The sequence below is a fragment of the Chloroflexota bacterium genome, assembly GCA_016235055.1.
Taxonomy (GTDB): Bacteria; Chloroflexota; Anaerolineae; order JACRMK01; family JACRMK01; genus JACRMK01.
Window position 1 is genome coordinate 30979 of record JACRMK010000084.1, and the last position, 26065, is coordinate 57043.

The 26065-nt window shown below is 66.2% G+C and carries 24 protein-coding genes; 4 read left to right on the top strand and 20 right to left on the bottom strand.

From position 1 onward, the window contains the following. Window positions 1–6 precede the first annotated feature (6 nt). Window positions 7–2997: a PAS domain S-box protein gene (locus HZB53_20270; GenBank protein MBI5879991.1), complete on the top strand. Its 2991-nt coding sequence runs from the start codon at window positions 7–9 to the stop codon at window positions 2995–2997. A 12-nt stretch (window positions 2998–3009) separates the two neighbouring features. Here the strand turns inward: HZB53_20270 and HZB53_20275 are convergent, their stop codons facing one another. The 3 genes from HZB53_20275 to HZB53_20285 are packed head-to-tail and all read right to left on the bottom strand — an operon-like array spanning window position 3010 to window position 5032. Continuing rightward, window positions 3010–3489: a hypothetical protein gene (locus HZB53_20275; protein MBI5879992.1), complete on the bottom strand. Its 480-nt coding sequence runs from the start codon at window positions 3487–3489 to the stop codon at window positions 3010–3012. Window positions 3490–3531: 42 nt separating this feature from the next. Then, complete coding sequence (locus HZB53_20280) at window positions 3532–4197, bottom strand: glycerol-3-phosphate acyltransferase (protein ID MBI5879993.1); 666 nt, start codon at window positions 4195–4197, stop codon at window positions 3532–3534. After that, window positions 4184–5032, bottom strand: a complete 849-nt coding sequence (locus tag HZB53_20285) for a DegV family protein (protein ID MBI5879994.1) — start codon at window positions 5030–5032, stop codon at window positions 4184–4186. Before HZB53_20285 ends, HZB53_20280 begins: the two co-directional genes overlap by 14 nt. A gap of 192 nt (window positions 5033–5224) precedes the next feature. Here HZB53_20285 and HZB53_20290 point away from each other — a divergent pair, with 192 nt between their 5' ends. Together HZB53_20290 and HZB53_20295 are read left to right on the top strand one after the other, a co-directional pair. Continuing rightward, window positions 5225–6541: a hypothetical protein gene (locus HZB53_20290; GenBank protein ID MBI5879995.1), complete on the top strand. Its 1317-nt coding sequence runs from the start codon at window positions 5225–5227 to the stop codon at window positions 6539–6541. A 355-nt stretch (window positions 6542–6896) separates the two neighbouring features. Further along, complete coding sequence (locus HZB53_20295; protein ID MBI5879996.1) at window positions 6897–8090, top strand: Fic family protein; 1194 nt, start codon at window positions 6897–6899, stop codon at window positions 8088–8090. A 422-nt stretch (window positions 8091–8512) separates the two neighbouring features. Here the strand turns inward: HZB53_20295 and murJ are convergent, their stop codons facing one another. The 6 genes from murJ to HZB53_20325 form a co-directional block, all read right to left on the bottom strand. Next, window positions 8513–10060: a murein biosynthesis integral membrane protein MurJ gene (gene murJ / locus HZB53_20300; protein MBI5879997.1), complete on the bottom strand. Its 1548-nt coding sequence runs from the start codon at window positions 10058–10060 to the stop codon at window positions 8513–8515. A 22-nt stretch (window positions 10061–10082) separates the two neighbouring features. Then, window positions 10083–10565, bottom strand: a complete 483-nt coding sequence (locus HZB53_20305) for an adenylyltransferase/cytidyltransferase family protein (protein ID MBI5879998.1) — start codon at window positions 10563–10565, stop codon at window positions 10083–10085. 308 nt (window positions 10566–10873) lie between these two features. After that, a complete protein-coding gene (locus HZB53_20310; GenBank protein ID MBI5879999.1) occupies window positions 10874–12136 on the bottom strand; it encodes an RNA polymerase sigma factor in 1263 nt (420 codons plus the stop codon). Window positions 12137–12209: 73 nt separating this feature from the next. Next, complete coding sequence (locus HZB53_20315; GenBank protein ID MBI5880000.1) at window positions 12210–12566, bottom strand: YciI family protein; 357 nt, start codon at window positions 12564–12566, stop codon at window positions 12210–12212. A 264-nt stretch (window positions 12567–12830) separates the two neighbouring features. Further along, window positions 12831–13826 (bottom strand): ribokinase, encoded by a 996-nt coding sequence (locus tag HZB53_20320; protein ID MBI5880001.1) that lies wholly within the window; start codon window positions 13824–13826, stop codon window positions 12831–12833. A gap of 292 nt (window positions 13827–14118) precedes the next feature. Further along, entirely contained in the window at window positions 14119–15318 is a 1200-nt protein-coding gene (locus HZB53_20325; GenBank protein MBI5880002.1) for a hypothetical protein, read from the bottom strand. A gap of 457 nt (window positions 15319–15775) precedes the next feature. On the opposite strand from HZB53_20325, the gene HZB53_20330 reads away from it, so the two are divergent. After that, window positions 15776–16705 carry a hypothetical protein gene (locus tag HZB53_20330; GenBank protein MBI5880003.1) on the top strand — a complete coding sequence of 310 codons (930 nt, stop codon included), beginning with the start codon at window positions 15776–15778 and terminating at the stop codon, window positions 16703–16705. Between the two features lie 153 nt (window positions 16706–16858). Here HZB53_20330 and HZB53_20335 read toward each other — a convergent pair whose 3' ends face one another. From HZB53_20335 to HZB53_20385, 11 genes are all read right to left on the bottom strand, one after another. Next, on the bottom strand, window positions 16859–17572 hold the full coding sequence (locus tag HZB53_20335; protein ID MBI5880004.1) for an AzlC family ABC transporter permease: 714 nt from the start codon (window positions 17570–17572) through the stop codon (window positions 16859–16861). Between the two features lie 39 nt (window positions 17573–17611). Then, window positions 17612–17941, bottom strand: coding sequence for an AzlD domain-containing protein (locus HZB53_20340; GenBank protein ID MBI5880005.1), 330 nt, complete (start codon window positions 17939–17941; stop codon window positions 17612–17614). After that, the gene (locus HZB53_20345) at window positions 17926–18615 is read right to left on the bottom strand and encodes an AzlC family ABC transporter permease (protein ID MBI5880006.1); all 690 of its coding nucleotides are present in this window, start codon (window positions 18613–18615) and stop codon (window positions 17926–17928) included. Before HZB53_20345 ends, HZB53_20340 begins: the two co-directional genes overlap by 16 nt. After that, window positions 18612–19217 carry a threonylcarbamoyl-AMP synthase gene (locus HZB53_20350; GenBank protein ID MBI5880007.1) on the bottom strand — a complete coding sequence of 202 codons (606 nt, stop codon included), beginning with the start codon at window positions 19215–19217 and terminating at the stop codon, window positions 18612–18614. The genes HZB53_20345 and HZB53_20350 overlap by 4 nt, the downstream gene beginning before the upstream one ends. Before the next feature lie 87 nt (window positions 19218–19304). After that, window positions 19305–20192, bottom strand: coding sequence for a dihydrodipicolinate synthase family protein (locus tag HZB53_20355; protein ID MBI5880008.1), 888 nt, complete (start codon window positions 20190–20192; stop codon window positions 19305–19307). A gap of 97 nt (window positions 20193–20289) precedes the next feature. Then, window positions 20290–21135 carry a peptide chain release factor N(5)-glutamine methyltransferase gene (gene prmC / locus HZB53_20360; GenBank protein ID MBI5880009.1) on the bottom strand — a complete coding sequence of 282 codons (846 nt, stop codon included), beginning with the start codon at window positions 21133–21135 and terminating at the stop codon, window positions 20290–20292. Between the two features lie 181 nt (window positions 21136–21316). Continuing rightward, the gene (prfA, locus tag HZB53_20365; protein ID MBI5880010.1) at window positions 21317–22393 is read right to left on the bottom strand and encodes a peptide chain release factor 1; all 1077 of its coding nucleotides are present in this window, start codon (window positions 22391–22393) and stop codon (window positions 21317–21319) included. Continuing rightward, window positions 22381–22878, bottom strand: a complete 498-nt coding sequence (locus HZB53_20370; GenBank protein MBI5880011.1) for a hypothetical protein — start codon at window positions 22876–22878, stop codon at window positions 22381–22383. Before HZB53_20370 ends, prfA begins: the two co-directional genes overlap by 13 nt. Before the next feature lie 16 nt (window positions 22879–22894). Next, complete coding sequence (locus tag HZB53_20375) at window positions 22895–24532, bottom strand: ribonuclease J (GenBank protein ID MBI5880012.1); 1638 nt, start codon at window positions 24530–24532, stop codon at window positions 22895–22897. Between the two features lie 265 nt (window positions 24533–24797). Then, on the bottom strand, window positions 24798–25400 hold the full coding sequence (locus tag HZB53_20380; GenBank protein ID MBI5880013.1) for a uracil-DNA glycosylase: 603 nt from the start codon (window positions 25398–25400) through the stop codon (window positions 24798–24800). A 7-nt stretch (window positions 25401–25407) separates the two neighbouring features. Continuing rightward, entirely contained in the window at window positions 25408–26034 is a 627-nt protein-coding gene (locus tag HZB53_20385) for a zinc ribbon domain-containing protein (GenBank protein ID MBI5880014.1), read from the bottom strand. Window positions 26035–26065: the final 31 nt, after the last annotated feature.

Sequence of the window (26065 nt, forward strand, 5' to 3'; positions counted from 1 at the left end):
ACATTCATGACCACCATACTCGAATACGTGCATCGCGTAGCCGTCGATGCGCTCGGCACGTCCGGCAGCAGCCTGTCTCCGCGCCTGCTTGAAAAGGCGCTGCAAACGATGACGATCGGCGTGACGATCACCAATGTGGACGGGCGCATCGTCTACACCAACCGCGCCGACGCCGAGATGCACGGATACACGGTCGAAGAACTGATCGGCCAACCGGCGCGCGTTTTCGGCACGGCCCCGCAGGCGCGGCCGTGGAGCGACATTGCGCAGATGCACAGCTGGCTGCGCGAGACCGTCAACCTTCGCAAAGATGGCAGCAGCTTCCCCGTCCTGCTGCTGTCGGACGCGGTGACCGACGCCGACGGCCGCCCGCTTGGCGTGGTGACGACCTGCCAGGATATCTCCGAGCGCAAGCTGGCCGAGGAGGCCGTGCGCGTGAGCGAGACCCGGCTGCGGCGCATCACAGACAACATGCTCGATGTGATCAGCGAGGTCGATCTGTCCGGCATCATCCAGTACGCCAGCCCTTCGCACCAGTGGGTGCTCGGTTATGACGCCGGTGGCATGATCGGCCAGGTGATTATCGAGCGCGTGCATCCGGATGATGCGCCGGATGCACGCGCGACGCTGCTGCATGCGCCGGCCTCATTGTCAGCGCCGGGGCCGGTGGTGTTTCGTTACCGGCATGCCGACGGACACTATGTCTGGATGGAATGCCTCGGACGGGTGCTGCACGATGAGCGGGGACAAGCGAGCGGGCTGGTATTGTCGAGCCGCGACGTGACGGCGCGCAAACGGGCCGAGGCCGAACTGCAGCGGCTGAACGAGGAGTTGGAGCAGCGCGTGGGCGAGCGCACGGCCGCGCTGGAGGCCGCCAACGCGGAACTGCGGCGCGATTTCGCGGAGCGGCAGCGTATCGAACACGCGCTGCGCGAGAGCGAGACGCGCTATCGCCTGCATTTTGCCAACGTTCACGACGTCATCTTCGCCATCGACGGGCAGGCGCGCGTGATCAGCATCTCGCCGTCCGTCGAGGCGACGCTGGGCTATGCGCCGGACGCGCTGATCGGCCGCTCGTTCAGTGAGCTCAATGTGCTGGCGCCCGAGTCGCTCGTGCGCGCCATCGGCGACGCCCAGCGCGTACTGGCCGGCGAGCGCGTCACCGCCGAATACACGTTTGTGCGGCGCGATGGCGAGCAGCGCATCGGCGAGGTGACCGGCGCGCCGCTGCATTCAGAAACCGGCGCGATCATCGGCGTGGTCTCGGTCGCGCGGGATATCACGGACCGCAAACGCGTCGAAGCAGCGCTGCGCGAGAGCGAGGAGCGCTACGCGTTGGCGGCGCAGGGCGCCAACGACGGCCTCTGGGACTGGAACCTCCTGACCGGCCAGATCTACTTCTCACCCCGCTGGAAAGCGATGCTCGGTCTGGCCGACCAGGCGCCGGGCACGTCGCCGGAGGCGTGGTTTGCACTGGTGCACCCGGACGATCTGGCCGACCTGCAGAGCCACCTGAGCGCGCACCTTGAGGGCCGGCGCAGCAGTTTCGAAGTCGAATACCGCATCCGCCACGCCGATGGCGAATTCCGCTGGATGCTCTCGCGGGCGCTGGCGGTACGCAGCAGCGAAGGTCAGGCGTGCCGCCTGACCGGCTCGCAGACCGACATCACGCGGCGCAAGATGGCCGAGGAGCGGCTGCTGCACGACGCGCTGCACGAGCCCCTGACCGGGCTAGCCAACCGCGCCCTATTCATGCGGCGGCTGTCCCGCGCGATTGACGCCGACGGCGGCCCGGGCGGGTCGCATGCGGCGGTGCTGTTCTTCGACCTGGACCGCTTCAAACTGATCAACGACAGCCTCGGCCACCAGATCGGCGACCGGCTGCTGGTCGCGGTGGCGCGGCGGATCGAGGCGACGGTGCGCGCCGGCGACATGATCGCGCGCTTCGGCGGCGACGAGTTCGCGCTGCTGGTGAACGACATCAACGCGCCGCCCGATGCGGCGCTGACGGCCGAGCGGCTGCTGTGCGAACTGACCCAGCCGTTCCCGGTGGACGGGCACATGCTGGCGCCGAGCGCCAGCGTCGGCATTGCGTTGACGCGGCGCAACGCCTCGCCCGATGAGATCATGCGCGAAGCCGACACGGCGATGTATCGCGCCAAGGCGCAAGGGCGGGCGCGCTACGAGATTTACGACGCCGGGATGCATTCCGAGGTGCTGACGCTGCTGGAGACCGAAGCGGACCTGCGGCGGGCGATCGCCGAGCACGAATTCGAGCTGCACTACCAGCCGATCGTCGATGTGGCCAGCGTGGCCGTGCCAAGCGTCGAAGCCCTCGTGCGCTGGCGGCACCCCCGGCGCGGGCTGGTGCCGCCGCTGGAGTTCATCCCGCTGGCCGAGGATACCGGGCTCATCCTGCCGCTCGGCGAGTGGATCGTGCGCACGGCCTGCGCGCAGGTGCGCGAGTGGCGCGCGGCAGGCCACCCGCACCTGCGCGTATCTGTCAACATCTCGGCGCGGCAACTGCGCGACCCCGCGCTGTATGCGCTGATCGCCCAGACGCTACGCGAGAACGACCTGCCGCCGTCCGCGCTTGAACTGGAAGTGATCGAACGCTCGGCGGTGCAGGATGTGGCGACGAGCACGCGGACGCTGAAGGAGCTCGCGGCGCTCGGCGTGCGCATCTCGATCGACGATTTCGGCAACCACTACTCGACGCTGGGCAACCTGCGCCGCTTCCCGTTTTCAACGCTCAAGATCGACCGCTCGTTCGTGCGCGATGTGACTGACGATGCGAACACGGCCGCCATCACCAAGGCGATCATCGCCATGGCGCGCGCGCTCAATCTGCGCGTGATTGCCGAAGGCGTCGAATCGCCCGCGCAGGTCGATTTCCTGCAGCAGCAGCAGTGCGACGGCATGCAGGGCTACATTTTCAGCCGCCCGCTGCCTCCCGCGTCTATGAGCGAGTGGTTGCGGGGGCGCGCCGCGGCCTGAGCCGGCGGGCGCTCACACCGAGCGGGGCGGCGCCAGATGCGTGCCGCTGCCAGACAAGCGGCCCGCCTTGCCAACCAGATCGGCGATCACCGCGAACAGTGCGATGGCGACCAGGACCCGCAGGCCAATATCCAGGCCAGGACTGACCACCAGCGGATCGCCCGCGATCATGAGTGCCATGACCAGGATCGTGAGCAGGTCGCGCGTCATATCGAGCGCGCGCACCGGCACCGTCCAGCGCCCCAGCCATAGGTTCGCGACGCCGATCACGAGCGCCATGCCCCAGATCATGTTCAGCCACGGCATGAAGGCCCAGAAGCCCGGCGCCACCAGCGGCTCGAACCGCAGTTGGTCGCTGGTAATCGCGTAGATGCCGATGCGGTCGGGAAAGGCATTGAACGCGACCAGCGCACCGAGCGTGATGATCACGTCGACGACGGTGCCAACCCGGTGTATCGGCTCAACTGCATGCGGTTGATTGTCAGCCACCATTACAGGTTCCTCCTTGAATAGGCGCGCCCGGCCGTGCCGTTATCAGCGGAACTGCCGGCGCTCTTCCCACGGCTGACCCAGCGGCACATCACGATCGAGCCAGAAGCGCCGCCAGAGCACGCGCAGGCGTTCCGCGCGCGCGGTCGGCAGCGGCAAGCGATTGCCCTCCAACCGCTTGGCCGCGATGATCAGCGCCAGCAAAGCGCAGCCGGCCAGCCACGGCAGGCCGAGATCGAGCAGCCAGGCAAAGAGCGTCAGCAGCAGGAAACCGGCGGCCGGGCCTTCGCCGCGGTGCCGCGCCAACTGGCCGCCCCAGAAGAAACAGAGCAGGAAGAGCGGCAGGCGCGCGTCCCAGACGAACAGCGTGCCGATCGCCGCAGCCAGCCCCCGGCCGCCGGCCCAGCCGATGTACGGCGACCAGTTGTGGCCGGCGACGACCGCCGCGCCGGACAGCACCATCAGCCACGGGTCGGCGCCGAGCGCGCGCAGGCAGGCCACCGGGGCCATGCCCTTGAGCAGGTCGAGCCCGGCGATAATGAACTTCCAGACCGTGCCCATCTGCTCGCCGGCATTGGCGCCACCGATGGTGCCGGTGCCGTAGCGCCGCAAGTCGATCCCGGCGCGCCGCTGCGTGACAATGAAGGCAGTCGGTATCGCCCCCCACAGGTAAGAAGCGAAAAGCGCCAGCAGCAGTTCAAGCGTCTGCATAGAACGCCACCCCGACGACATCCGCGCCGGTGTGCGCGCCCATCACCGGCGTGAACTCCGTCACAGTGAACTCGTCGCACGCGATGCGCGCCAGCAGGCGCTCGCGCAGCCATTCGGCATCGGCCGGCGCGTCGGCGTGGAACACGGAGGCGTGCACGGCGAACTTGCCCGCCAGATGGTCGAGCGTGTGCTTGAGCACACGTTCCAGCGCACTTGGCCATGACCGCGTCAGGCTGACCACCGAGACGCGCCCCTCGCGCAAGTTCATGATCGGGATGAGGCGCAACTGGTTGCCGACCAGAACAGCTGCGTCGCCCAGCCGGCCGCCGCGATGCACGTGCTCCAGCGACTTGAGCGTGGCGTAGAAGTCTACGCGACTGCGCACGTGCTCGGCCGCCGCGACCACGGTATCAAGCGAGCCGCCGTTCGCCGCGGCGCGCGCCGCCGCCAGCACGACGAAGCCCTCGGCGATGGTCGCGGTGTGCGAATCGACCACGCGTACCGGAAACGGGGCGACCTGCGCCGCCGCGATACGCGCGCTATTGCAGGCGCCGCTCAGTTCGCCGGCGACGTGAATCGAGACGACCGCCTCAACCTGCCGTGCCAGCTCGCGATACGCGGCGATGAATGCGCCGGGCGTCGGCTGCGAGGTTGTTGGATGCGTCGCAGAGTCGCGCAGGCGGCGGTAGAACGCGCCGGCCGAGAGGTTCTCGCCGTCGCGGAACGTCTCGCCGTCCCAGTGCAGTTCAAACGGCACTTCACGGATGTCGAGTTCGTGTTTCAGCGCGGCGGGCACGCAGGCGGCACTGTCGGTCACCACGGCAATCGGGCGCATGGGTCGCCTCCGGAGGCAGGATAGACCACCCCGCTTCATGCTATCACAGCCGGGGCGCGGCGGCATCTGTCATCCGCCACCAGCACGGCGGTACGGATGACAGGCACAATTGTAGACCTCACGGGCCTGGCAGACCTGTAAGGTCTGACCAGAGTTTGCACTGCCCGGCGGCCGCCTGTACAATGCGCCGGAATGGAATCGATCCCCCGCGACTCGCTCATCTCACCACGCCGCATCTTCTCGCTCTGGTGGCCGCTGGCTGCCAGCAGCCTGCTGATGTCCGCCGAGATGCCGATCATCAACGCCGGCATGGCGCGCACGCCGGGCCCCGAGGCGGCGCTGGCCGGCTTCGCGGTCGCGGCGACGCTCTCGAACCTGATCGAAGCGCCGATGCTGATGCTGATCGGCGCGAGCGCCGCGCTCTCGCGCGACCGCGCGATGGTGCGGGTCATGCGGCGCTTCACGTTCAGCCTCGCCATCTTCGTGAACGTCTGCTACTTGCTGATCAGCTTCACGCCGCTGGCCGACGTGATCCTGCGACAGTGGATGGGCCTGCCGCCGGCGGTGGCCGATGCGTGCCTGCCCGCCCTGCGCATCCTGATCCTCTGGCCCTCGCCGACCGGCTGGCGCCGCATGCACCAGGGCATCCTGATCCGGATGCGCCGCACGCGGATCATCAGCGCCGGGACGGTCATCCGCGTCATCTTTGTCGCGCTGATGACCGTGCTCACGCTGGCGGTACTGCGCTGGCCCGCCGCGATCGGCGGCGCGGCCGTCACCGGACTGGCGGTCGTGCTCGAAGCGCTGCTGGCCACCTTCTGGGCGAACCGCGTGCTACCCGATATGGAAGAGGAGATCGAACCGCCGATGCGTTTCGGGCCGCTGTTGAGCTTCTACGTGCCGCTCGTGATGGTCTCATACATGAGCATCGTGTCGCAGCCGCTGCTGGCGTCCGGACTGGCGCGCGCGCCATCGCCGACGCAGTCGCTGGCGGCATGGCCGACCATCTGGAGCCTGACGGGGCTGATCGGCAGCATCTGCTACCCACTGCAGGAGACGACGATCGCGCTGGCCGACCGGCACACATTGGGCGGCATCCGGCGCTTCGGCATGGCGCTGGGCGCGGCGGCCAGTGGACTGCTCGGAGTGCTGGCGCTGACGCCGCTGGCCGGCTTCTACTTCGGCCAGGTGATCGGCCTGCCGGCCGACCTGCGGGCGCTGACCGACACGACGATCGTGCTGATGATCCCGTACCCGTTCCTGATGGCGTGCGAGGTGATGCTGCGCGGGTTCCTGATCAAGCAGCAGCATACCGGCGCGACACGGCTGGCGATGGGCTGCTACCTGCTGGTGCTGGCCGCCAGCCTGCTGACCGGCGTGGCGCTGCAGATCGGCACCGGCGCGCAGATCGCGGCCACATCGATCCTGCTGGCAATCAGTTGCGAGGTGCTGCTGCTGGGCTGGCTGGCGCTGCCGGTCGTGAGGGAGATGCGCAGCGCGGCGGCGTAGGTCGGACGTCGCGCTCTCCAGTCCGGCCGAGCCAGGCCGGCACCGTGCGCCGCAGGTCGGCGGCATCGCGGTAGAGTCGCCAGTCGGCGTATTGCGCCACGTCGCGGGCGAAGGCGTCGGCAGCGGGCGTGTGCAGCATCGCGCGGCGGAAATACACCGGGGAAATACTCGCTTCATGATTCTTATGGTGTGACATAGGCCATACTTAGAAGTCATCCCAAAGACAGAAAGCTCCTAATTCTTGAAAAAGCTCCCATTATGGTACAATTATGAAGTCAATTTTGTCATTGTTTTATGTTGATGGCTATAGTTTTTGCAAAAAATATGTGCATTTTAACAGAAATGAGGGACATATATGCGGACATATGAACGGACACATCCATGGACATCTTTTTCTCTCGATCTGAAGCGCTTCACATACCTGACATGGATGTTTCTGGGCGAGGCGCAGTCCAAATGCTCACACGTAGCCGGCGTACCGCTCTTGCCTAAGGTGGCCGAACACCTGCATCGAGTATTCCTAGCAAAGGGTGTTCGGGCGACTACAGCTATTGAGGGCAACACCCTTTCGGAGCAAGATGTCTTACGACATCTTGAGGGCAAACTTACGTTGACTGCCTCCAAAGAGTATCTGGCACGAGAAGTAGACAATATCATCCAAGCCTGCAATACCATTGGTGATGAGGTACTCACGGCGTCGCGTTCCACACTAACAGTTGAACAAATCCAAGAGTTCAACCGCATCGTGCTGAATGGGTTGACCCTAGCGGATGAAGTCACGCCCGGGCAATTCAGAGCGTATCCGGTAACTATCGGGCCCTATCGCGGTGCGCCATACGAAGACATAGTGTATCTGACGGCCAAGCTGTGCGATTGGTTAACGACCGCCTTTGCGTCAATCCCGCAGTTGAATCCGATTGCATTAGGGATATTGAAGGCGATTGCAGCTCACCTGTACATCGCGTGGATCCATCCGTTTGGCGATGGCAACGGGCGCACTGCGCGTCTGGTGGAATTCCAGATCCTACTGTCGTCTGGCGTGCCAACCACAGCGGCGCATTTGTTGAGCAATCACTATAACCAAACACGCGCTGAGTACTATCGCCATCTAGATCAGGCTTCACGATCACCCGAAGGCGTGTACGACTTCTTCGCCTATGCGTTGCAGGGGTTCGTGGACGGATTGCAGGAGGAGATTGAGCTCATTCAATATCAACAACTGACTGTGCACTGGGAGAACTACGTGCATGACTCCTTCAAGAATCGGCACTCAATGGCGGATGAGCGGCGGCGGCGGCTCGCGCTTGACTTGTCACGCATCCCGGATGACAAACCCCGACCGATTCCGACGGTGCGGCACGTCAGTCCCCGGATTGCTGAGGCGTATGCTCACAAGACTGACAAAACTGTTCGACGCGATCTTAACGAATTGCAGCGAATGGATTTGATTCGTATTACGCCCGAAGGGATCATCGCTCGACGTGAAAAGATACGGGCTTTTCTGCCACGGGTAATTCGGGGCTCCCAGCCATCCCGAACCGGAGATTGAAGTCGCACACGATCGCCTCACCCAATCGCAACCACCCGAGTCGGAATGTGCTCTGGGCAATAGGGTGTTTTTCAGAGTCATTTAGCACGCCATCTCTGGCTCTACCGTGGGGGCGTGAACCGTCCGTGTGTATAGGTCAGAAACCTGTCCCTACATCATTTGCCTACGCCCCACCATCGACAATCTTCCCCTCGCCCGGCACGTAGCGTTCCGGCGAGAGCACGATGCCGCTGTGCGATGTCTCGCGCACGGACTCGGCACCGGGCGGCAGAACCGTTTCCACCAAGAGACACGAAGGCACACCAAGGAAGAAAGCTAACCGCAGAGAGCGCAAAGGGAGACAGAACCGCTTTGCGCTTTTCGCGCTCTTTGCGGTCAGCTTGTTATTCTCTGCGTGCGCTGCGCTCGCTGCGGTGAAATCTTTACGCAGCACGCCGGAAACGCGCGACGACCACGTCCACCAGCAGCCGCGCTTCCTCGACGCGCAGCAGCCAGACGCCTGCGGCGTACACGGCGACGCCGGCCGCCCCGGCCACGCCGATGCTGACCAGCGAGCCGCCCATGCGCTCGCTGATGAACCAGGCCGCCGCGCCCATCGCCACCGAGGCGAGCAGCACCTTGCCGGTCGTCTGGCCGATGCCGAGACCGGCCAGCCCGCCGACCGCCGGCCAGATCAGCACCAGCAGGATGATGGCGTGCGCCGAGTTCTGCACGGCGTTGGCAAACGCCAACGCCGGCATGCCCCACGCGTCGAGCAGGCCGAGCGCGGTCACGAGGTACAGCCCCACGCAGACGACGCCGATGATGACCGGCGTCACGGTGTTCTTGCGCGCGTAGAACGCGGCAATCAGCAACTGGTCGAGCGCGACGAACGGCAGTTGCGGCGCGTACGCGAGGAACGCCAGCGCCGTGCGGCCGGTGTCGGCGGCGTCGAAGCGCCCGCGTTCGAACAGCAGGCGCACCAGCGGCTCGCGCAGGATGATCAGCCCGACCATCGCCGGGATCATCGCGATCATCGCCAGCTTGATGCCGAGCGCCAGTGTGTGCCGGTAGGCGTCGCCGGGCGTGCTGCCCTGCGCGCCCGCCTGCCGCGACAGCGTCGGCAGGATCGCCGCCGAGAGCGCGACCGAGACGAGGCCGAGCGGGAACTGAATGAGCGTGGTCGCGAAGCGCATCGCCGCCATGTTGCCTTCGCCGGTGCGCGAGGCGAGGTTGCGGTCGAGGAAGATGCCGGCGATGGTGACGATGAAGCCGAGCGCGACCGGCAGGTAGAGCTTCAGCGCACGGCGCAGGCCCGGATGCGAGAGGTCGAGCGAGGGGCGCACGCGCAGGCCGCGCACTGCCCGCGCCTGCAGAACGACCTGCATCAGCGCGCCGATCAGCACGCCCGCGACCAGGCTCTGCACGCCGAGCGTGCCAGCCAGCAGCAGCGCGACCACGATGATGCTGACGTTGTACGTCGCCGTGACGAAGGCCGGCATCACGAACTGTTGGCGCGCGTACAGCAGCGCCGTCAGGATGCCGGACATCGCCATGAAGAACGTCGCCGGCAGCAGCCAGCGCACCATATTGATCGCCTCGGCGCGCACGGCGGGCGCGAAGCCGACGCCGAGCACGTCGATCACCTGCGGGGCGAAGGCGATCAGCACGACGACGATCACAGAGAGCACGATCGCCGCCAGCGTCAGCAGCGTCGAGACCATGCGCGAGAGGTCGCCCTCGTGCGCCGGGTCGTCGGCGTAGTCGCTGAAGACCGGCACCAGCGCGGCCGAGATGGCGCCGCCGATCAGGAAGTCGTAGATCGTCGTCGGCACGGTCGAGGCGGCGACGAAAGCGTCGGTCACACCGCTGGCGCCGAACAGCGCGGCGATGACCTGCTCGCGCACCAGCCCGAGCAGGCGGCTGGCGATATTGCCGACCATGATGATCGTGGCAGCGCGGACGATGGTGCGGCGGGTGCTGGCGGTCATGCGGTGCGGGGAAGCGGCGCGGCTACGCGCCGTAGCGCTGGAGGATCGTCTCGACGATATTCGTGGTCGATTTGCCGGCCACGAACGGGATGAACTCGATGCGCCCGCCGTAGGCCGCAACGACCGCCGCCTCGGGCGGCGCCTTGACGCCGGGCGTGCCAAGCGCGTAATCGCCGCCCTTCACGTAGATCTCGGGGCGAATCGCGGCGACGATCTTCTCGGCAGTGACATCCTCAAAGATGACGACGGCATCCACGCACGCCAGCGCCGCCAGCAGTTCGGCCCGCTCGGCCTGCGGCACGATCGGGTGCCGCTCGCCTTTCAGCGCGCGCGTCGACGCATCGCTATTCAGGCCGACGATCAGGCAGTCGCCGAGCGCGCGCGCCGCCTGCAGGTAGCGCGCATGGCCGACGTGCAGGATGTCGAAGATGCCGTTGGTGAAGACGCGGCAGCCGGGGAGCTGCGCGGCCGCTGCGGGTGAGAGCAGTTTGGATGATGGGTTCATGCGGTCTGCGTCCCATCATACGCGAGTGGGCGCGGTCGGGCAAATCTAGCGCGTCTACAGATAACTGTCAGAGGGCCAGAAACTGAGTGTGGTCTGTCAACACGTCATTCCGGCACGGTTTTGGCCGGAATCCACTCAAACGGTGCGCCGCAAGCGCATCAGATTCCGGTTGGAGTGGATGCCGGCGGTGGTCAGCGGCTTCTTGCCGCTGACCGTTAACCGCCCACTGGCGCGAAGCCAGTGGGCAACGCATGCCGGCATGACAAATTGATGAGATCCGGCAGTCGATCGGTATACCCAATCGGGCATTACGCCGCCGGGAGTTCGGTCAGCTTGCGCGACAGGAACGCTTCCTGCGCGCGGTTCTCGCACAGTTCCAGCGCGCGGCGGTAGGCGGCACGCGCTTCGTCATATTCGCCGGCGCGGCGCAGAAGGTCGGCCCGCGCGGCATGGTACGGCAGGTAATCGTGCAGGATTGCTTCGCCCGCCAGTTGGTTGAGGATGGCCAATCCCCGGTGAGGGCCGTCGGCCATGGCGATCGCGACGGCGCGGTTCAACTCGACCACGGCAGACGGCGCGATGCGCCGCAACTCGCCGTACAGCGCGGCGATCTGCGGCCAGTCGGTCTGCGCGGGGTCTGGCGCCTGCGCGTGCAGCGCGCTGATGGCCGCCTGGATCTGGTATGGCCCCGGCTGGTGCATGGCCAGCGCGCGCTCCAGCAATGCGACGCCTTCCGTTATCTGCGCACGGTTCCAGCAGGAGCGGTCCTGCTCATCCAGCGGGATAAACTCGCCGTTGACGCCGACGCGCGCCGACCGCCGCGAGTCGTGCAGCAGCATCAGCGCCAGCAGGCCGAGCGCCTCGGCGCTGCCGACCAGCAATGGGTCGGACGCCAGCAGCGTGATAAGCACACGCCCCAGCCGGATCGCCTCGTCGCACAGGTCGCGGCGGATCAGGTCGTCGCCCTCGCTGGCCGCGTAGCCCTCGTTGAAGATCAGGTAGATGACGGCGAGCACCGCGTCAAGCCGCTCGGGCAGCGCGTCAGCCTGCGGCACAACGTAGGGGATGCGCGCATCGCGGATCTTGTTCTGCGCGCGCACGAGCCGTTGGGCCATCGTCGGCACCGGCACTAGAAACGCGTGCGCGATCTCCGGCGTCGACAGCCCGCCCAGCGTGCGCAGCGTCAGCGCGACCTGCGCCTCGCGCGACAGCGCCGGGTGGCAGCAGGTCATGATCAGCTTGAGCCGCTCGTCGGGAATCTGGTCGTCGCTCATCTCGTCGGAGTCATCGTGTTCGAGTTCGTTCAGGTGCAGCAGCGTAGCCTGGATGCGCGCCCAGCGCTGGCCCCGGCGCAGGCGGTCGAGCGCCTTGCGGCGCGCGGCGACGAACAGCCACGCCACCGGGTTGCGCGGCAGGCCGTCGCGCGGCCAGTGCTCGAGCGCGGCGACGAGCGCCTCCTGCAGCGCGTCCTCGGCCAGATCGAAATCGCCCAACAGGCCGATCAGCCGCGCCAGCACACGCCCGGACTCCTGGCGGTAGAGTTGCTCGATAGCCGTTTGCGTTTCGGTCATTCCGCCCGATAGATTTGTCATGCATGGCCTGTGCGTATCCCAGCACAGGCCATGCACGGCAACTTGAACCGTCCTACATGCCCGTCGTGTCCATCACCGGGCGCACCTCGATGGAGCCGAAGGCGGCGCCGGGGATCTTGGCCGCCCACTTGATCGCCTCGTCGAGGTCTTTGACGTCCACGACGTAGTATCCGCCCAGCCGCTCCTTCGTCTCGGCGAACGGCCCGTCGGTGGTCGAGATTTTGCCGCCACGCACGCGCACTGTCGTGGCGGTCGTGGACGGCATCAGCGCCTCGCCGCCCTGCATCGCGCCGCTGGCGACGAGCTCTTTGGTGTAGGCGCCGTAGGCGGCCATCATCTTGGCGCCTTCTTCCTGCGTCATTTTTGTGCCGGCGGCTTCGTCGCCGCAGATCAACAACACGTATTTCATGGCGATTCCCCTTCCTTCTCGGTGGAGTATGCAAGCGACCCATTTCGCCTGTCTATATATATGACGCACGACCAGGGGCAAAATCGACAACGCCGCCAAAGAAATCTCGGGCGGCTAGATAATGCGTGAACGCAGAAGAATCGACATGGTGACGGGGTGACAGGATGCCCCAGAGAGTCGCCGGCTATTTTTTCACCTTGTCTCCCGGTCACCTTGTCATGCCTTCATCTCTTCATCTTGTCATCCGGTCATCCTGTTGTGCGATCATCCCGCAAGCGCGGCCTTCAGGTCGGCGACGGTGACGACGGCAACGCCGATGTGCTTGACGACGATGCCCGCCGCGTAGGTGGCGATCTGTGCCGCGTCGAGCGGGTCCACGCCGCAGGCGAGCGCCAGCGTGAGCACGGCGATGACCGTGTCGCCCGCGCCGGTCACGTCGTACACCTCGCTAACGTTGACGGCGGGCACATGCGCGTAGCGGCCATCGCGCGTGCCGATCGACAGCCCCTCGCCGGCGCGGGTGATGACGACGACGCGCGCCGCAAGCTGCCGCAGCAGGCCCTCGCAGGCGGCGCGGAAGTCATCCGCGCTGACCAGCGCGCGGCCCAGCGTCTGCTCGGTCTCCTGCCGGTTGGCGCGCACCAGGTCAAAGCCGGAGAAGCGCATCAGGTCGCCCTGCGAGTCGACCGTGAGCAGGAGCTTGTGCGCTTGCGCAATCTGCACGCACGCGGCGATCACCGCCGGCGTCACCAGCCCGCTGCGGTAGTCCGAGACGAGCAGGGCATCCGCGCCCTCGGCGCACGCTTCGATCCGCTCGATCAACTCGCGCTCCACCGGCGCGTCGAGCAGGTCGCGCCGGATGCGGTCGAGCCGCGCCACCTGCAGCGGCACGGTCGGCATGGCGCCCTCGGCGAGGATGCGCGTCTTGGTCGTCGTCGGGCGCGACGGGTCGGCCACCAGGCCGCCGGTATCGACACCGAGCGTGCGGAAGCGCGCCGTCAACCGGTCGGCGTTGGCGTCCGCGCCGACGACGCCGACCGGCACGGCCAGCGCGCCGAGCGCGGCGAGATTCTGCGCCGGGTTGCCCGCACCGCCCGGCACCGTGAACTCATGGTCGAGCTCGAGCACCGGGATCGGCGCTTCGCGCGAGAGGCGCGTGGCGCGGCCGATCAGGTACTCGTCGAGCGCGAGATCGCCGACGACGAGCACGCGGCACGGCGCGAAGCGGTCGAGGGCGGCAAGGAGATGGGCAGATGACATGATGACGGGATGACAAGATGACAAGGTGACAGGATGACAGGGTGACAGGATGACAGGATGACAGGATGACAGGGTGATTCTAGCACCGGCAACGCGAAAATAGAATTAACCGCAAAGCACGCGAAGAGCGCAAAGAAGCACGAAATAGCCAACCGCAGAGAGCGCAGAGAACGCAGAGTCATTCCAAAGAGTTTCTCTGCGCTCTCTGCGTCCTCTGCGGTTAGTCTAAAACAGCAGACCCTTCGAGTTTGCGAAACCCGAAGGGTCTATGGATTCCATCGTCCGCGCGTAATCAGCGGCGGATCAGTTCGACGTTGCAGCCTTCCTTGGTCGAGAAGCGGTCGCCGACCTGCACCTCGCGCTGTGCGTCGAGGTAGTTCGGCAGGTAGAAGGGCTTGCCAAACGAGTCTTTCACGGTGAACCAGCGCACCGGGTCTTTCGGCGTGAACGTCGTCTTCAACTCCCAGGCGTTCGGCACTGTGTCGTGCACGGCGACGACCTCGCCGCTGCCGATCTCGCACAGCGCGGAGCGAATCTGCCGCTGGTCGAACAGGAACGCGGGCGTCGGCGCGACCAGCGTGTTGACCTGCAAGGTCGCCTCGTTCAGTCCGAGCGGAATCTTCGCGTAGGCCGGCACCGTGCCCATGATCAGCGCATTGACGCGCGCGGCCACCTGCTCACGGTCGGCCACATTCGGGCGGGTGGCGGGCGCCGGCGCGTTCGTGTTGGTCGCGGCCTGGCCCTGCGTGCCGTTCTGCGCCTGCGGCTGAACCTGGGTCTGTGTCTGCGAGCGGACCTGCGTTTCGGTTTGCGTCTGCGTAGCGAACGACGGGTCGAGCGCGATCAGCACCTGCCGCACCTGGTTGTAGCGCGGCGACGGCTCGGCGGCGGTCTGCAGTTCGCTGGCGACCCGGGTGGCGTACTGCGGCTGGGCCGCGCGCAGCGCCCTGGCCGCTTCAACTGCCTTCGCCTCGTTGCCGCTGGCGACCTGCTGAACGATTGCGGCGGTCTGCTGGGCGGCCTCGCGCGTCGGCGGCGCGGCGCTGGCCGGCTGCGGGTAATAGCCATCCGGCACATAGACGATCAGCACGGTCGGGCTGCTGCTGACGGCGGTGCGGCCGTCGGCGCGGGCCGACAGCGGCGGCAGCGGATCGGCGGAACGGGACTGCAACAGCGCGGGACGCGGAGCGGCAGGCGGCAACGCGGCCTCAACCGGCGCTTCGGCGGCGCTGAGCGGCGCGGAGACGGGCGGGCGCGACATGGCGCCGCCGCCCAGCACGGCCGGGAACGCCCCGGCGGCCATCGAGCCGGCGCTGGCCAGCACACCGAGCACCCAGACCGTCAGCACCAGCGCGCCACCGCTCAGGACCATCGCCAGCGGACGGCGCGGTCCGAGCGCGCGCGACGCGGGGATCGGCGACTCAATAACGATGTATTGTGTGTCGCTGACACGCGTCGTGCTGGTACGTACTTCCGTGCGCCGTGTACCCATAATACGGTTATTCTAGCACAGATGAGCCAGCGAGGGAATAGGCTTGTGGGGATGGAATTCGTTTGCACATTATTGTCGCGCCGTCCGGGTTGCGCCAAGATGGGCAATATCGTCGCACTAAGTCTAAAGCGACGAGGGCTACTGTTACTTGATGGCACGCCTTATCTTCGAACGATCAGCCGGTCATGGCCGCGAAAACAGGAGCGACAATCAAGCCATTACAGAAGCCACAAACTCGCTCCTCGGGCTGCTGACGCCGATCGTGCGGTTCGGCTTGATCTCCACGACACGGTTGGGTTGCACGGCTCGGTTTGCGAATCAATGGGTATAGCGCCCGAAAGAAGTTGCCGGACAGTATGCAAAGCCCATAGCCAGCTTCAGCTTACGTATCGCCTTAAGCCATAAATGGGCCTTAAGATGGATACCTGTACGCGACGATACAGCGTATGCTGGTTGCGTGATAAACAACGAACTGCATGTCATGTCGCCCGGTGCGCTGGCGCGCCGAACGCCGCACGGCAACGCATGCTGGCTACATATCGCGATGCTTGCGGCGGCGATGCTGCTGGCGCTGGCGATGCCTGGCGCCGCGCTGATGGACGACGCCGCGCGCATGCTCCGCGCCACCGCCATCGCCTACTTGCCGGCGCCCGCCCCGTCACCCGAGATCGCGCAACTGGCCGACGCGGCCGGCCTGAGCGAAGCGGCGCGCGATATCTTCTACTCCGCGCAGCCGATCATCGCGGAGCGCGACGTGGTGCTGGCGCATTGCCATACGCCATACGCCGGCGATACGGTCGAACTGGGCTGCTTGGCGGCCGATGGCCGCATTTACATCCTGAAGATCGACAGCCCCGGCCTGTCGGCCGAGATGGCGGTCGTGGCGGCACACGAGACGCTGCATGCGGCCTACCGCCTGTATACCGCGCCGGAGCGGCAGGCACTGGCCGCGCAATTGGAAGCCGCGGCCGCGCGCGTGCGCGACCCCATGCTGGCGCAAATGCTCGCGCAGTACGCGACCATCGAGCCCGGCGAGCGCAGCAACGAACTGTATGCGATCCTCGGCACCGAGTACGGCGCGCTCGACCCGGCGCTCGAGGCGCACTACGCGCGCTACTTCACCGACCGCGCCGTCGTGACGGCCGGAACGGCGCGCTTCAAGCGCGCGTACGCCGAACTCGACTCGACGCTGAAGAACCTGCGCTCCGACCTGGAACTCCTGCAGCGCTATCTGGCCGAGAGCCTGCAACGCGGCAACACCAAGGCGTACAAGGATGCCGCGCCGCGCTACGCCGCCGTCATCGCGCGGTACAACCAGACCCTCGCGCAGAACGACCCGTTCGCGCGCAGCCTGGGCGGCCGGCCGATTCCGGCGCCCACCCCTTGACGCGGTTAGCTTAACTCCCGAACCGCCCGCCCTCCCATCCCACCTGTTTTTGCACACCACGCCCGTGTAGCGGCGGGCGACCGACGGCTTCGACAGGCTCAGCCGACCGCCCTACGTCCGCCGCGAGCCGGACAGACGCGGGGATCTGCTCCACTAACCGGTGGGCGATCCTTGGATTTTGCGTTTCGCCAACCGCGCATCGGCGAGCATGCCCGCGCCGACGCCGATCAGCGTTGCCAGCACCAGGCCGAGCTTGTATGGCAGTCCCGCCAGGCCGAGCGCCAAGACACCTGCGAGCACGGCGGCCAGCAGGCTGGCGCGGTCTTTGATCATCGGCACCGCCAGCCCGATAAACATCAATGGCATGGCGAAGTCGAGCGGCCAGTTGGCCGGCATCTGTCCGCCGACGAAGATGCCGGCGGCGGTGCCGATCTGCCATTCCAGCCACCAGGTCAGGCCGGCGCCGAGCAGGTATACATGCACCGGCTGCCCTGCAACGCTGCTCTGGTAGCGGGTGATCGTGACCGCGAACGCCTCGTCGGTCAGCAGGTACGCCAGAAGCATGCGCAGCGGCCGCCCGAGCGGGCGCATGTGCGGGGCGAGCGCGGCGCTATACAGCGCGTGGCGCAGGTTGATGACCAGGGCAATGCCGATGACGATGAGCGCCGGCGTGCCAGCCGCCAGCAGTGGTACGATGACGACCTGCGCGGAGCCGGCGTACAGGATGAACGACATCGACTGGCCGACCAGTGCGGGTAGGTGGTTGCTGGTCACCAGTGTGCCGTACAGCAGGCCGAATGGCGCGCCGCCCAGCGCCAACGGTAGCGCATCACGCACGCCGGCCAGGAACTCGCGGCGCGCGGTCATGGATGGCCCGGCTGATGAAGAGCGTTTGTCGGGTGCATGCTACGACCATCCGAGCCCTTGCTGCAAGAGCAGGAAGACGGCCATGCCGGCGAGGACGGTCAGCAAGACGTTGCGCGTGCGCCATGCGACGAGGATGGCGCACGCCCCCGCGATCAATTGCGGGTTCACCGGCGCGCTCGGCGTCACGCCGGCGAATAGCGCGGGCAGGACGATGGCCGAGAGTACTGCGGCGGGCGCGAAGCGCAGGGCATTGCGGAACCAGTCGGGCATGGTCAACCGTTCCATCGCGAGAATGAACGAGAGACGGATCGCGTAGGTGACGATGCCGGCGCCGATGATGGCAGCCCAGAGGTTCAGTGTTTCGTCCATGCGCTGCTCCCGAGCATGCCCGCGCCGACGCCGATCAGCGTCGCCAGCACCAGGCCGAGTTTGTACGGCAGTCCCGCCAGCGCGACGGCCAGCAGTCCCGCGACCACGGCGGCCAGCAGTCCGGGCCGGTCTTTGATCATCGGCACCGCCAGCGCGATGAACATCAGCGGCATGGCGAAATCGAGCGGCCAGTTGGCCGGCAACTGCCCGCCGATGAAGATACCCACCGCCGAGGCGAGCTGCCAGTAGAGGCATATCGCCACGGCACAGCCAAAGTAATAGGCGTGCGCGGACTTCGTGTCGCCGTCGCGCTGGTAGCGGGCGATCGCCAGCGCGAACACCTCATCGACCAGGAAATACGCCATCAGCATGCGGACCGCCCGCCCAAGCGAGCGCGTGTACGGGGCGATTGCGGCGCTGTACAGCGCGTGGCGCAGGTTGACGATCAGGAAGATGCCAATCACTACGAACGCGGGCGCGTTCGCGGCCAGCAGGGGCACGGCGATGACCTGTGCGGATCCGGCAAACACGATCAGCGACATCGACTGGCTCACGACGGGCGGCAGGCCGCTGCCGGTCGCCAGTGCGCCATACAGCACGCCGAACGGCAGGCCGCCCAGTATCAACGGCAGTGCATCGCGCGCACCGGCCAGGAATGCGCTGCGCGCTTTCATAGCTGCTCCGGCTTGATCGCGCCCGCGCGCAGCACACGCACCGGCTCGACGGTGGCGTCCACCACCGTCGACGGCACGCCGCCGTGCAGCGGCCCGCCGTCGAGGATCAGGTCGAGCTCCGCGCCGAGTTCGGCGGCGATCGCCGCCGCGTCGAGCAGTTCCGGCCGCCCGGAGCGGTTTGCGCTGGTCGCGGCCAGCGGCGCGCCGAGCGCGCGGATCAGTGCGCGCACGTCCGCGTGGTCCGGCACGCGCACGGCGACCGTATCGCGATTGCTGACGGCGTCGGGCAGGTGCGGCTGCTTGCGCAGTACGATGGTGAGCGCGCCGGGCCAGTGGCGGCGCATCAGCGCGGCCGCGGCGGGCGTCACCTCGCGCGCCGCCTGGCTTACGTCGTCCACTGAGGCGAGCAGCAGCGGGATCGACTTGTCGTTCGGCCGCGCCTTGATGACGTACAACCGCTCGACTGCCGCGCCGATCAACCCGTGCGCGCCGATGCCGTACACCGTGTCGGTCGGGAAGGCGATCACGCCGCCGCCGCGCAGGAGCTTCACCGCGCGCGCGATAGCGGCCGGATCGCTCATGTCAAGAATGGGAGCGCTCATACAGCACCTGACAGGGTGACACGATGACTTGATGAAGGGATGACGTTTCATCGTATCACTCCCTCATCTTGTCATCTCTTCATCCGGTCATCCTTTCAGCTCGTCCAGCACGCGCCGGATCTCCGCGACGGCTTCGGGCTTCAGCGGTTCCTGCGGCGCGATCGGGTCGCCGACGTCGAAGCCCTGTATCGTCAGCGCAGCCTTGATGCAGCCGGCCAGCGCGTACTTCTGGAACAGTTCGTTAATTGCCCACAGTCGCTTCTGCAGCGCGAACGCTTCGTCCCAGCGGCCGGCCGTTGCCAGTCGATACAATTCGACGCTCTGGCGCGGGATGACACAGGCCGGTCCGGCCATCCAGCCGACGCCGCCGATCTGGAACACGACGAGCGGGATGTGCGCCGACGCGCTGAAGATCTCGATGCGCCCGCCGACGCGGTTGAGGATGGACAAGATGCGCCCGGTGTTGCCCGACGCGTCCTTGATGTAGCGAATGTTCGGCACATGGCTCAGCGCCTCGATCACATCGTGCGGGATATCGCCGCCGAGCAGGCCAGGGTTGGTGTAGAGCACGCTCGGCACCGGCACCGAACTGGCGACGGTGCTGAAATAGCGCTCGATGCCGCGCGGCGACACGGGGAACAGCGTTTGCAGGATCAGCACGAGCCCGTCCGCGCCGAGCTTGACGAACGCCTCGGCCTGCCGCTGCGCGTCGCTGATCGAGTACGCGGCGACGCCCGGCACGACCGGCACGCACCCGGCCGCCTCGTCTACGGCGATGCGCACGATCTCGCAGCGCTGCTCGAACGTCAGGTAGGCGAACTCGCCGGTGCTGCCGAGCGGGCTGATGCCCTGCACGCCCTCGGCAATCACATGCCGGATCACATCGCGCAGCACGCGCTCGCGCACGCGGCCGTCCGCGTCCAGTGGCGACACGAGGTAGGGGAAGATGCCGCGAAATGGTTTGTGGTCGGTCATGTTCGGTTCTCCGTGCGATGTCGTCTTCTGCGTGTAGGGACAGGTCTCTGACCTGTCCTCAGCGGACGGGTCAAAGACCCGTCCCTACGCTTGTGTGCTACGTCTGCACAATCACCAGCCGGTCGAGGTCCGCGCCATCACGCCGCACATTGATTGTTGCGGCGCGGAAAGCGGCCTGCGCCAGTGCCGACACCGCGCGCGCCTGCGTCCAGCCGATCTCCAGCATCAACGCGCCGCCGGGCGCGAGGTGCGCCGGAGCCTGCGCGAAGAAACGCCGGAACAGGTCGAGCCCCTCGGCGCCGCCATCGAGCGCCCGGTGCGGCTCGTAGTTCAAGATGCCGGGCGCGAGGGCGGGCCATTCGGCCGGCGAAATGTACGGCAGGTTGGCGGCCATCAGGTCGGCGCGCGCCGGCGCGGACTCCAGCAGATCGCTCTGCCGGAACGTGATGCGCGCCGCGACGCCATGCCGCGCCGCGTTCGCCTGCGCGACCGCCAGCGCATCCGGCGACAGATCGAGCGCCACGACGCGGATACTCGGCGCATGGACTGCCAACGCGACGGCGATCGCCCCGCTGCCGGTACCGACATCGAGCACGGTGGCCGTCGTACGCGCCGCCAGCCATGCCAGCGCGCACTCCACCAGCAGTTCGGTCTCTGGGCGCGGGATCAGCACGCGACGGTCGACGGCGAAGTCGAGGCCGTAGAACGCCTGCCGGCCCAGGATATACGCGACCGGCTCGTGCTGCGCACGGCGCGCGATCAGCGCCGCAAAGCGGCCGGCGGCGGCATCGTCCGGCGCATCGTCCAGGCGCGCGCGCACCGACGCGCGCGAAAGCGAACGCGCCTCGGCGAGCAGTATCTCTGCATCGAGGCGCGCATCCGGTATACCCGCCCGCGCCAGGTCGTCCACGGCGCGGCGCAGCAGATCGGCGTAGGCGGTCATGCTGTCCAACGAGCCGCGTTTGTAAGGGCGTTTATCGCAACGTCATGCCGGCATGTTGTTGGCCGGCATCCACGCCAATATAGCAGCGCGCCCGGCGAGTGGATTCCGGCCAGAACCATGCCGGAATGACGGATGAATTGACCGCACTTCATTGGTGCGCCTGTGCATGCCGCCCGCCGGCCTACGCCTCCGGCGCGTTGAGCTGCGCGGTCTGGTCGGCGTCGATCAGTGCGTCGATAAACTCATCGATGTCGCCGTCGAGAATCGCCGCCATGCGGAATGAGTCATGCTTGATGCGGTGGTCGGTCACGCGGCTCTGCGGGAAGTTGTAGGTGCGAATCTTCTCGCTGCGGTCGCCGCTGCCGACTTGCAAGCGGCGCGTCGCGCGCTCGGCGGCCTCGCGCTTCTGAATCTCCAGGTCATACAGGCGCGCGCGCAGCACCGACATGGCGCGCAGCTTGTTCTGGATCTGCGAGCGCTCGTCCTGGCACGCCACCACCAGCCCGGTCGGCAGGTGGTAGAGGCGCACGGCGGTGCTCGTCTTCTGCACGTTCTGGCCGCCCGCGCCCGACGAGCGGTAGACTTCCATTTTGATATCCTCTTCGCGGATCTCGATGTCGAAGTCTTCGACCTCCGGCATGATCGCCACGGTCGCCGTCGAGGTGTGGATGCGCCCGGACGACTCGGTGGCGGGCACGCGCTGGACGCGGTGCGTGCCGCTCTCGTACTTGAGGCGCGAAAACGCGCCCTTGCCGCGAATCAGCGCGACAACTTCCTTGTATCCGCCAATGCCGATATCGCTGTGCTCGACCAGCTCGACCTTCCAGCCGCGGCCGTCGGCGTAGCGCGTGTACATGCGGAACAGGTCGGCGGCGAACAGCGCGGCCTCGTCGCCGCCGGCGGCGGCGCGCACTTCGATAAAGACGTTCTTGTCGTCGCGCGGGTCTTTCGGGATGACCAGCCGTCGGAAATCTTCGGTCAGCTTGTGCTGGCGCTCTTCAAGCGACTGGATCTCGCCGCGCAGGAACTCGGACATCTCCGCGTCGGCGCCGGCCAGCATCTCGCGGGCGTTGGTCAGCTCGGCCTCGCCGTCCTGGTAGACCTGGTACTTCTGCACGAGCTTGGACAGGCCGGACAGCTCCTGCCCGTAGTCGCGCAGTTTGTTCGGGTCGGCGGCGGTGGCCGGGTCGGACAGCAGGCGCTCCAGTTCGGCGTTGCGGGATACTTGCTTTTGGACCTTCTCAATCAGATTAGACATGCGATCAGTATGTGCGCGCCATGAAGTGGCGCTCTCCAGTCGTGAATCATAACACAGCCGCCTTGTGGGCGGAAATCCCAACTTCCAAATCCCAACAAGACGTTTGGAACGCGAGAACCGCGAAAGAGCTCGAAAGCCACGAAAGAAGGCACGCCCTTTCGCGCCTTTCGCGTGCTTTCGTGCGTTTCGTGGTCCAGTTGCCTCGACAACATCTGCAGCAATGCGCGTGGAGTCGTGACGCGGATACACTCGAACTCGTAGAGGCGCAGCACCTCGTTTTCCGTGCTGACGCTGCACGCCGCGCGGCCGGCGACTGGTGCCTCGAGTAACTGGTCGTTCGCCGGGTCGCGGCAGACGCGGGCGGCGCGCGTCGGTTGCACGCGCTCGTCGCGCAGAGCGATCAACGCCAGCGTAGCCTCTTTCAGGTCTGCCTCAACCTCGGTAAATAACGGAAAGCCACTCAAATCGAGTGGCTTTTTTGTCATTGGAAGAACGGATCGCCTACACCTCGATCACCATCGGCAGCACCATCGGGCGGCGGCGGGTCCGCTCATACAGGAACTGGCTGACCACGTCCTTCACGCGGTTCTGCACCGTCTCCTTGTGCACGCCCTCGTGCGCCAGCTTCATAATGCGCTGCTTCGTCTCCTCAAGCAGGTTCTCCTGCTCGCGCGTCAGCACGAAGCCGCGCGTGATGATCTCAGGAGCCTGGATGATCTCGCCGGTCAGCTCGTCGATGGTCATCACGACCACGACGAAGCCGTCCTTGCCCAGATGGTGCCGGTCGCGCATGACGTAGCTGTCGATGCCGCCAACCGTGACGCCGTCCACGTACACATAGCCGCCCGGCACGCGTTCGGCTTTGCGGCCCTTGCCGTTCTCGAACGAGATGACCTGGCCATTCTCGACGACGAACACCTCGTTGACGTCGAGGTCTTCCGCCAGCCGCCCGTGCAGCGTCAGGTGCCGGTACTCGCCGTGAATCGGCATGAAGTGCTTCGGCTTGACCAGATCGATCATCATGCGCTGGTCTTCTTTGTAGCCGTGGCCGGACACGTGCACGTCGAGCAGTTTGTGGTATAGCACGTCGGCGCCAAGCCGGAACAGGTTATTGATCGTGCGGCTGACCAGTTCCTCGTTGCCGGGGATCGGCGTGGCCGAGAGGATGACCGTGTCGCCCTGCTCGATCGCCACGCGCCGCTCGTCGCGGTTGGCCATGCGCACCAGCACCGAGGTCGGCTCGCCCTGCGAGCCGGTGCAGACGATCGCGATCTCCGAGCGCGGCAGGCCGTCGAGCGCATCGAGGCTGATCAGCACGCCCTCCGGCGCCTTCAGGTAGCCGAGCGCCTGCGCCATCTTGACATTCTCGACCATGCTGCGCCCCAGCACGCCGACTTTGCGGCCGTGCTTGGCCGCCGCATCGATCACCTGCTGGATGCGCGAGATGTTCGAGGCGAAGGTCGAGACGATAATGCGCCCGCGCGCGATGTCAAAGACCTGGTCGAACGTGTTGGCGATGATCGCCTCGCTCGGCGTCTTGCCCTCGTGCTCGGAGTTCGTCGAGTCCGACATGAGCATCAGCACGTTGCGGTCGCCGTAGCCGGCCAGCCGCCCGTAGTCCGTCAGGTTGCCGTCGACCGGCTGGCTGTCGAACTTGAAGTCGCCGGAGTGGATCAGGATGCCCTGCGGCGTCTCGAGCGCATAGCCGACGCCGTCCGGGATGCTGTGGCAGACGCGGAACGCTTCGATATTGAACGGGCCGATCTTGAACGGCTCGCCCGGCGTGACGGTCTGCATGCGCGTGCTGTCCAGCACCTTGTGGTCGCGCAACTTGACCTCGACGAGGCCGCGCGTCAATCGCGTGGCATAGACCGGCGCGTCCACTTCGCGCAGGAAGTAGGGCAGGCTGCCGATATGGTCCTCGTGCCCGTGCGTCAGCAGGATCGCCTTGATCTGATCCTTGCGCTCGACGAGGTACTGGTAGTCGGGGATGACGAGGTCGATGCCGAGCATGTCGGGCTCGGGGAACATCAGGCCCACATCGACCACGACGATCTGCTTGTCGTATTCGATCGCCATCATGTTCTTGCCGACCTCGCCGAGGCCGCCAATCGGGATGACGCGCAGTGTGTCGCTCATGATGAAATACCTCTCGGATGCAGGGCGGCCGTCAGGCAGCCGCATGATTTCACCACAAAGACACAGGGGCACAAAGAAAAACCAAAAGCAGGGGTGAAGGCATGCTCTGCCAGATCTTCTTTGTGTCTCTGTGTCTCTGTGGTAGTTTCGATTTCACGCTGGCAAACAAAAGCGGGCGGATCTGGCGCACGGAAGGAAACGCTCCCGCGCACGCCTGCTTCCCCCGCCCGTTTCGGTTGATGTGTGACGGCCGCGCGATGGCGGCTCAAAACATCGATAGCTGCTTCGGGTCGTCGTCCTTCTTTGGAGGCGCCGCCGGCTGTGTGCTGGCCAGAATCTGCGGCAACTGGCGGAAATCGGCCTCGATCAATTCTTTGTATTTCGGCTGGTGCAGCGCTGCCGCGGGGTGGAACATCGGCACGACGAGCAGGCTGCCGAACTTGCGCGGCTGGCCGTGAATCTTGCTGATGCTGGCGCCGGGGAACCAGCGCGCCATCGAGAAGCGTCCCAGCGTCACGACGACCTGCGGCTTGAGCAGCGCCATCTGCCGGTCGAGCCACGGCTTGCACGCTTCCAACTCGGCCGGAAACGGGTCGCGATTCTGCGGCGGGCGGCACTTGACGACGTTCGTGATGTACACGTCGCCGCGCTGCAACCCTGCCAGTGCCAGCAGCGTGTTGAGGAACATGCCAGCCTGCCCGACGAACGGCTCGCCCTTGACGTCCTCGTTCGCGCCCGGCCCCTCGCCGATCAGCATGATGCGCGGCGCGTCGGGGCCGACGCCCGGCACCACCTGTTTGCAGCCTTTGCGCAGGTCGCAAGCCGTGCACTGCTTGATCTCTGCGTGCAGTTCGCTCAGCGTCGTCATGGCCGCCCTACTGTTTGGTTCCGCACTCCGGGCAGAACTTCGCGCCGTTTGTCTCCGCGCCGCACTTCTTACACTTGGTCTCGAGCTTGACCGGCGTGCCGCATTCGGGGCAGAACTTTGCGCCCTTCACGTCCGCGCCGCAGTTGGCGCACGTGGCGCGAATCGTCTCTTTGAACTTGTCGCTGCTAACGTACTCGACGCCCTCGCGGGCTTTGGTCTGCGCCTGTTCGATCGCGGCTTGCGTCTGCGCGACCGAGTATTCGGTCTCCAGGTCGGGCGCGCAGTCCTTGCAGAGCCCGCGATCGGGGTTCCAGCAGTCGTCGTCGACCCACTTGCCGCAGCGCTTGCACTTCTTGAAGTGCGGCATCGCCTCGGCCACGGCGCGCTGGTAAGCATCGTCGCGCGCTTTCTGCCAGGCGGCCGAGCGCGCCCGCTGGCTGACGTCGGCGGCGGTGTTGAACAGGCCGCCGAAGATGCTGCCGGCCGCGCCGAGCGCGTCGGTGATCAGGTTGCCCGGCGCCTCCATGAACTCGGTCTGATAGCCGTTGCCGCAGCGATCGCAGTTGAACTCGAATTGGAAGCCGCGATCGGTGCTTTGGTCGCTGTGGTTGCGGGTGAACTGGATCAATGCCATGGAGCGGTACCCTCCGAAGAATTCGTCACTC

Excerpts from the sequence above, each read along its gene's own strand:
- HZB53_20275 (MBI5879992.1), bottom strand. The coding sequence starts at position 3,489 with ATGGTGGCTGACAATCAACCGCATGCAGTTGAGCCGATACACCGGGTT.
- HZB53_20280 (MBI5879993.1), bottom strand. The coding sequence starts at position 4,197 with ATGCAGACGCTTGAACTGCTGCTGGCGCTTTTCGCTTCTTACCTGTGG.
- HZB53_20310 (MBI5879999.1), bottom strand. The coding sequence starts at position 12,136 with ATGACCGAAACGCAAACGGCTATCGAGCAACTCTACCGCCAGGAGTCC.
- HZB53_20355 (MBI5880008.1), bottom strand. The coding sequence starts at position 20,192 with ATGACCGACCACAAACCATTTCGCGGCATCTTCCCCTACCTCGTGTCG.
- HZB53_20335 (MBI5880004.1), bottom strand. The coding sequence starts at position 17,572 with ATGACCGCGCGCCGCGAGTTCCTGGCCGGCGTGCGTGATGCGCTACCG.
- HZB53_20340 (MBI5880005.1), bottom strand. The coding sequence starts at position 17,941 with ATGGACGAAACACTGAACCTCTGGGCTGCCATCATCGGCGCCGGCATC.
- HZB53_20325 (MBI5880002.1), bottom strand. The coding sequence starts at position 15,318 with ATGGGTACACGGCGCACGGAAGTACGTACCAGCACGACGCGTGTCAGC.
- HZB53_20380 (MBI5880013.1), bottom strand. The coding sequence starts at position 25,400 with ATGACGACGCTGAGCGAACTGCACGCAGAGATCAAGCAGTGCACGGCT.
- HZB53_20345 (MBI5880006.1), bottom strand. The coding sequence starts at position 18,615 with ATGAAAGCGCGCAGCGCATTCCTGGCCGGTGCGCGCGATGCACTGCCG.
- HZB53_20320 (MBI5880001.1), bottom strand. The coding sequence starts at position 13,826 with ATGTCATCTGCCCATCTCCTTGCCGCCCTCGACCGCTTCGCGCCGTGC.
- HZB53_20305 (MBI5879998.1), bottom strand. The coding sequence starts at position 10,565 with ATGAACCCATCATCCAAACTGCTCTCACCCGCAGCGGCCGCGCAGCTC.
- HZB53_20370 (MBI5880011.1), bottom strand. The coding sequence starts at position 22,878 with ATGACAAAAAAGCCACTCGATTTGAGTGGCTTTCCGTTATTTACCGAG.
- prfA (MBI5880010.1), bottom strand. The coding sequence starts at position 22,393 with ATGTCTAATCTGATTGAGAAGGTCCAAAAGCAAGTATCCCGCAACGCC.
- HZB53_20350 (MBI5880007.1), bottom strand. The coding sequence starts at position 19,217 with ATGAGCGCTCCCATTCTTGACATGAGCGATCCGGCCGCTATCGCGCGC.
- prmC (MBI5880009.1), bottom strand. The coding sequence starts at position 21,135 with ATGACCGCCTACGCCGATCTGCTGCGCCGCGCCGTGGACGACCTGGCG.
- HZB53_20290 (MBI5879995.1), top strand. The coding sequence starts at position 5,225 with ATGGAATCGATCCCCCGCGACTCGCTCATCTCACCACGCCGCATCTTC.
- HZB53_20295 (MBI5879996.1), top strand. The coding sequence starts at position 6,897 with ATGCGGACATATGAACGGACACATCCATGGACATCTTTTTCTCTCGAT.
- HZB53_20285 (MBI5879994.1), bottom strand. The coding sequence starts at position 5,032 with ATGCGCCCGATTGCCGTGGTGACCGACAGTGCCGCCTGCGTGCCCGCC.
- murJ (MBI5879997.1), bottom strand. The coding sequence starts at position 10,060 with ATGACCGCCAGCACCCGCCGCACCATCGTCCGCGCTGCCACGATCATC.
- HZB53_20385 (MBI5880014.1), bottom strand. The coding sequence starts at position 26,034 with ATGGCATTGATCCAGTTCACCCGCAACCACAGCGACCAAAGCACCGAT.
- HZB53_20315 (MBI5880000.1), bottom strand. The coding sequence starts at position 12,566 with ATGAAATACGTGTTGTTGATCTGCGGCGACGAAGCCGCCGGCACAAAA.
- HZB53_20270 (MBI5879991.1), top strand. The coding sequence starts at position 7 with ATGACCACCATACTCGAATACGTGCATCGCGTAGCCGTCGATGCGCTC.
- HZB53_20375 (MBI5880012.1), bottom strand. The coding sequence starts at position 24,532 with ATGAGCGACACACTGCGCGTCATCCCGATTGGCGGCCTCGGCGAGGTC.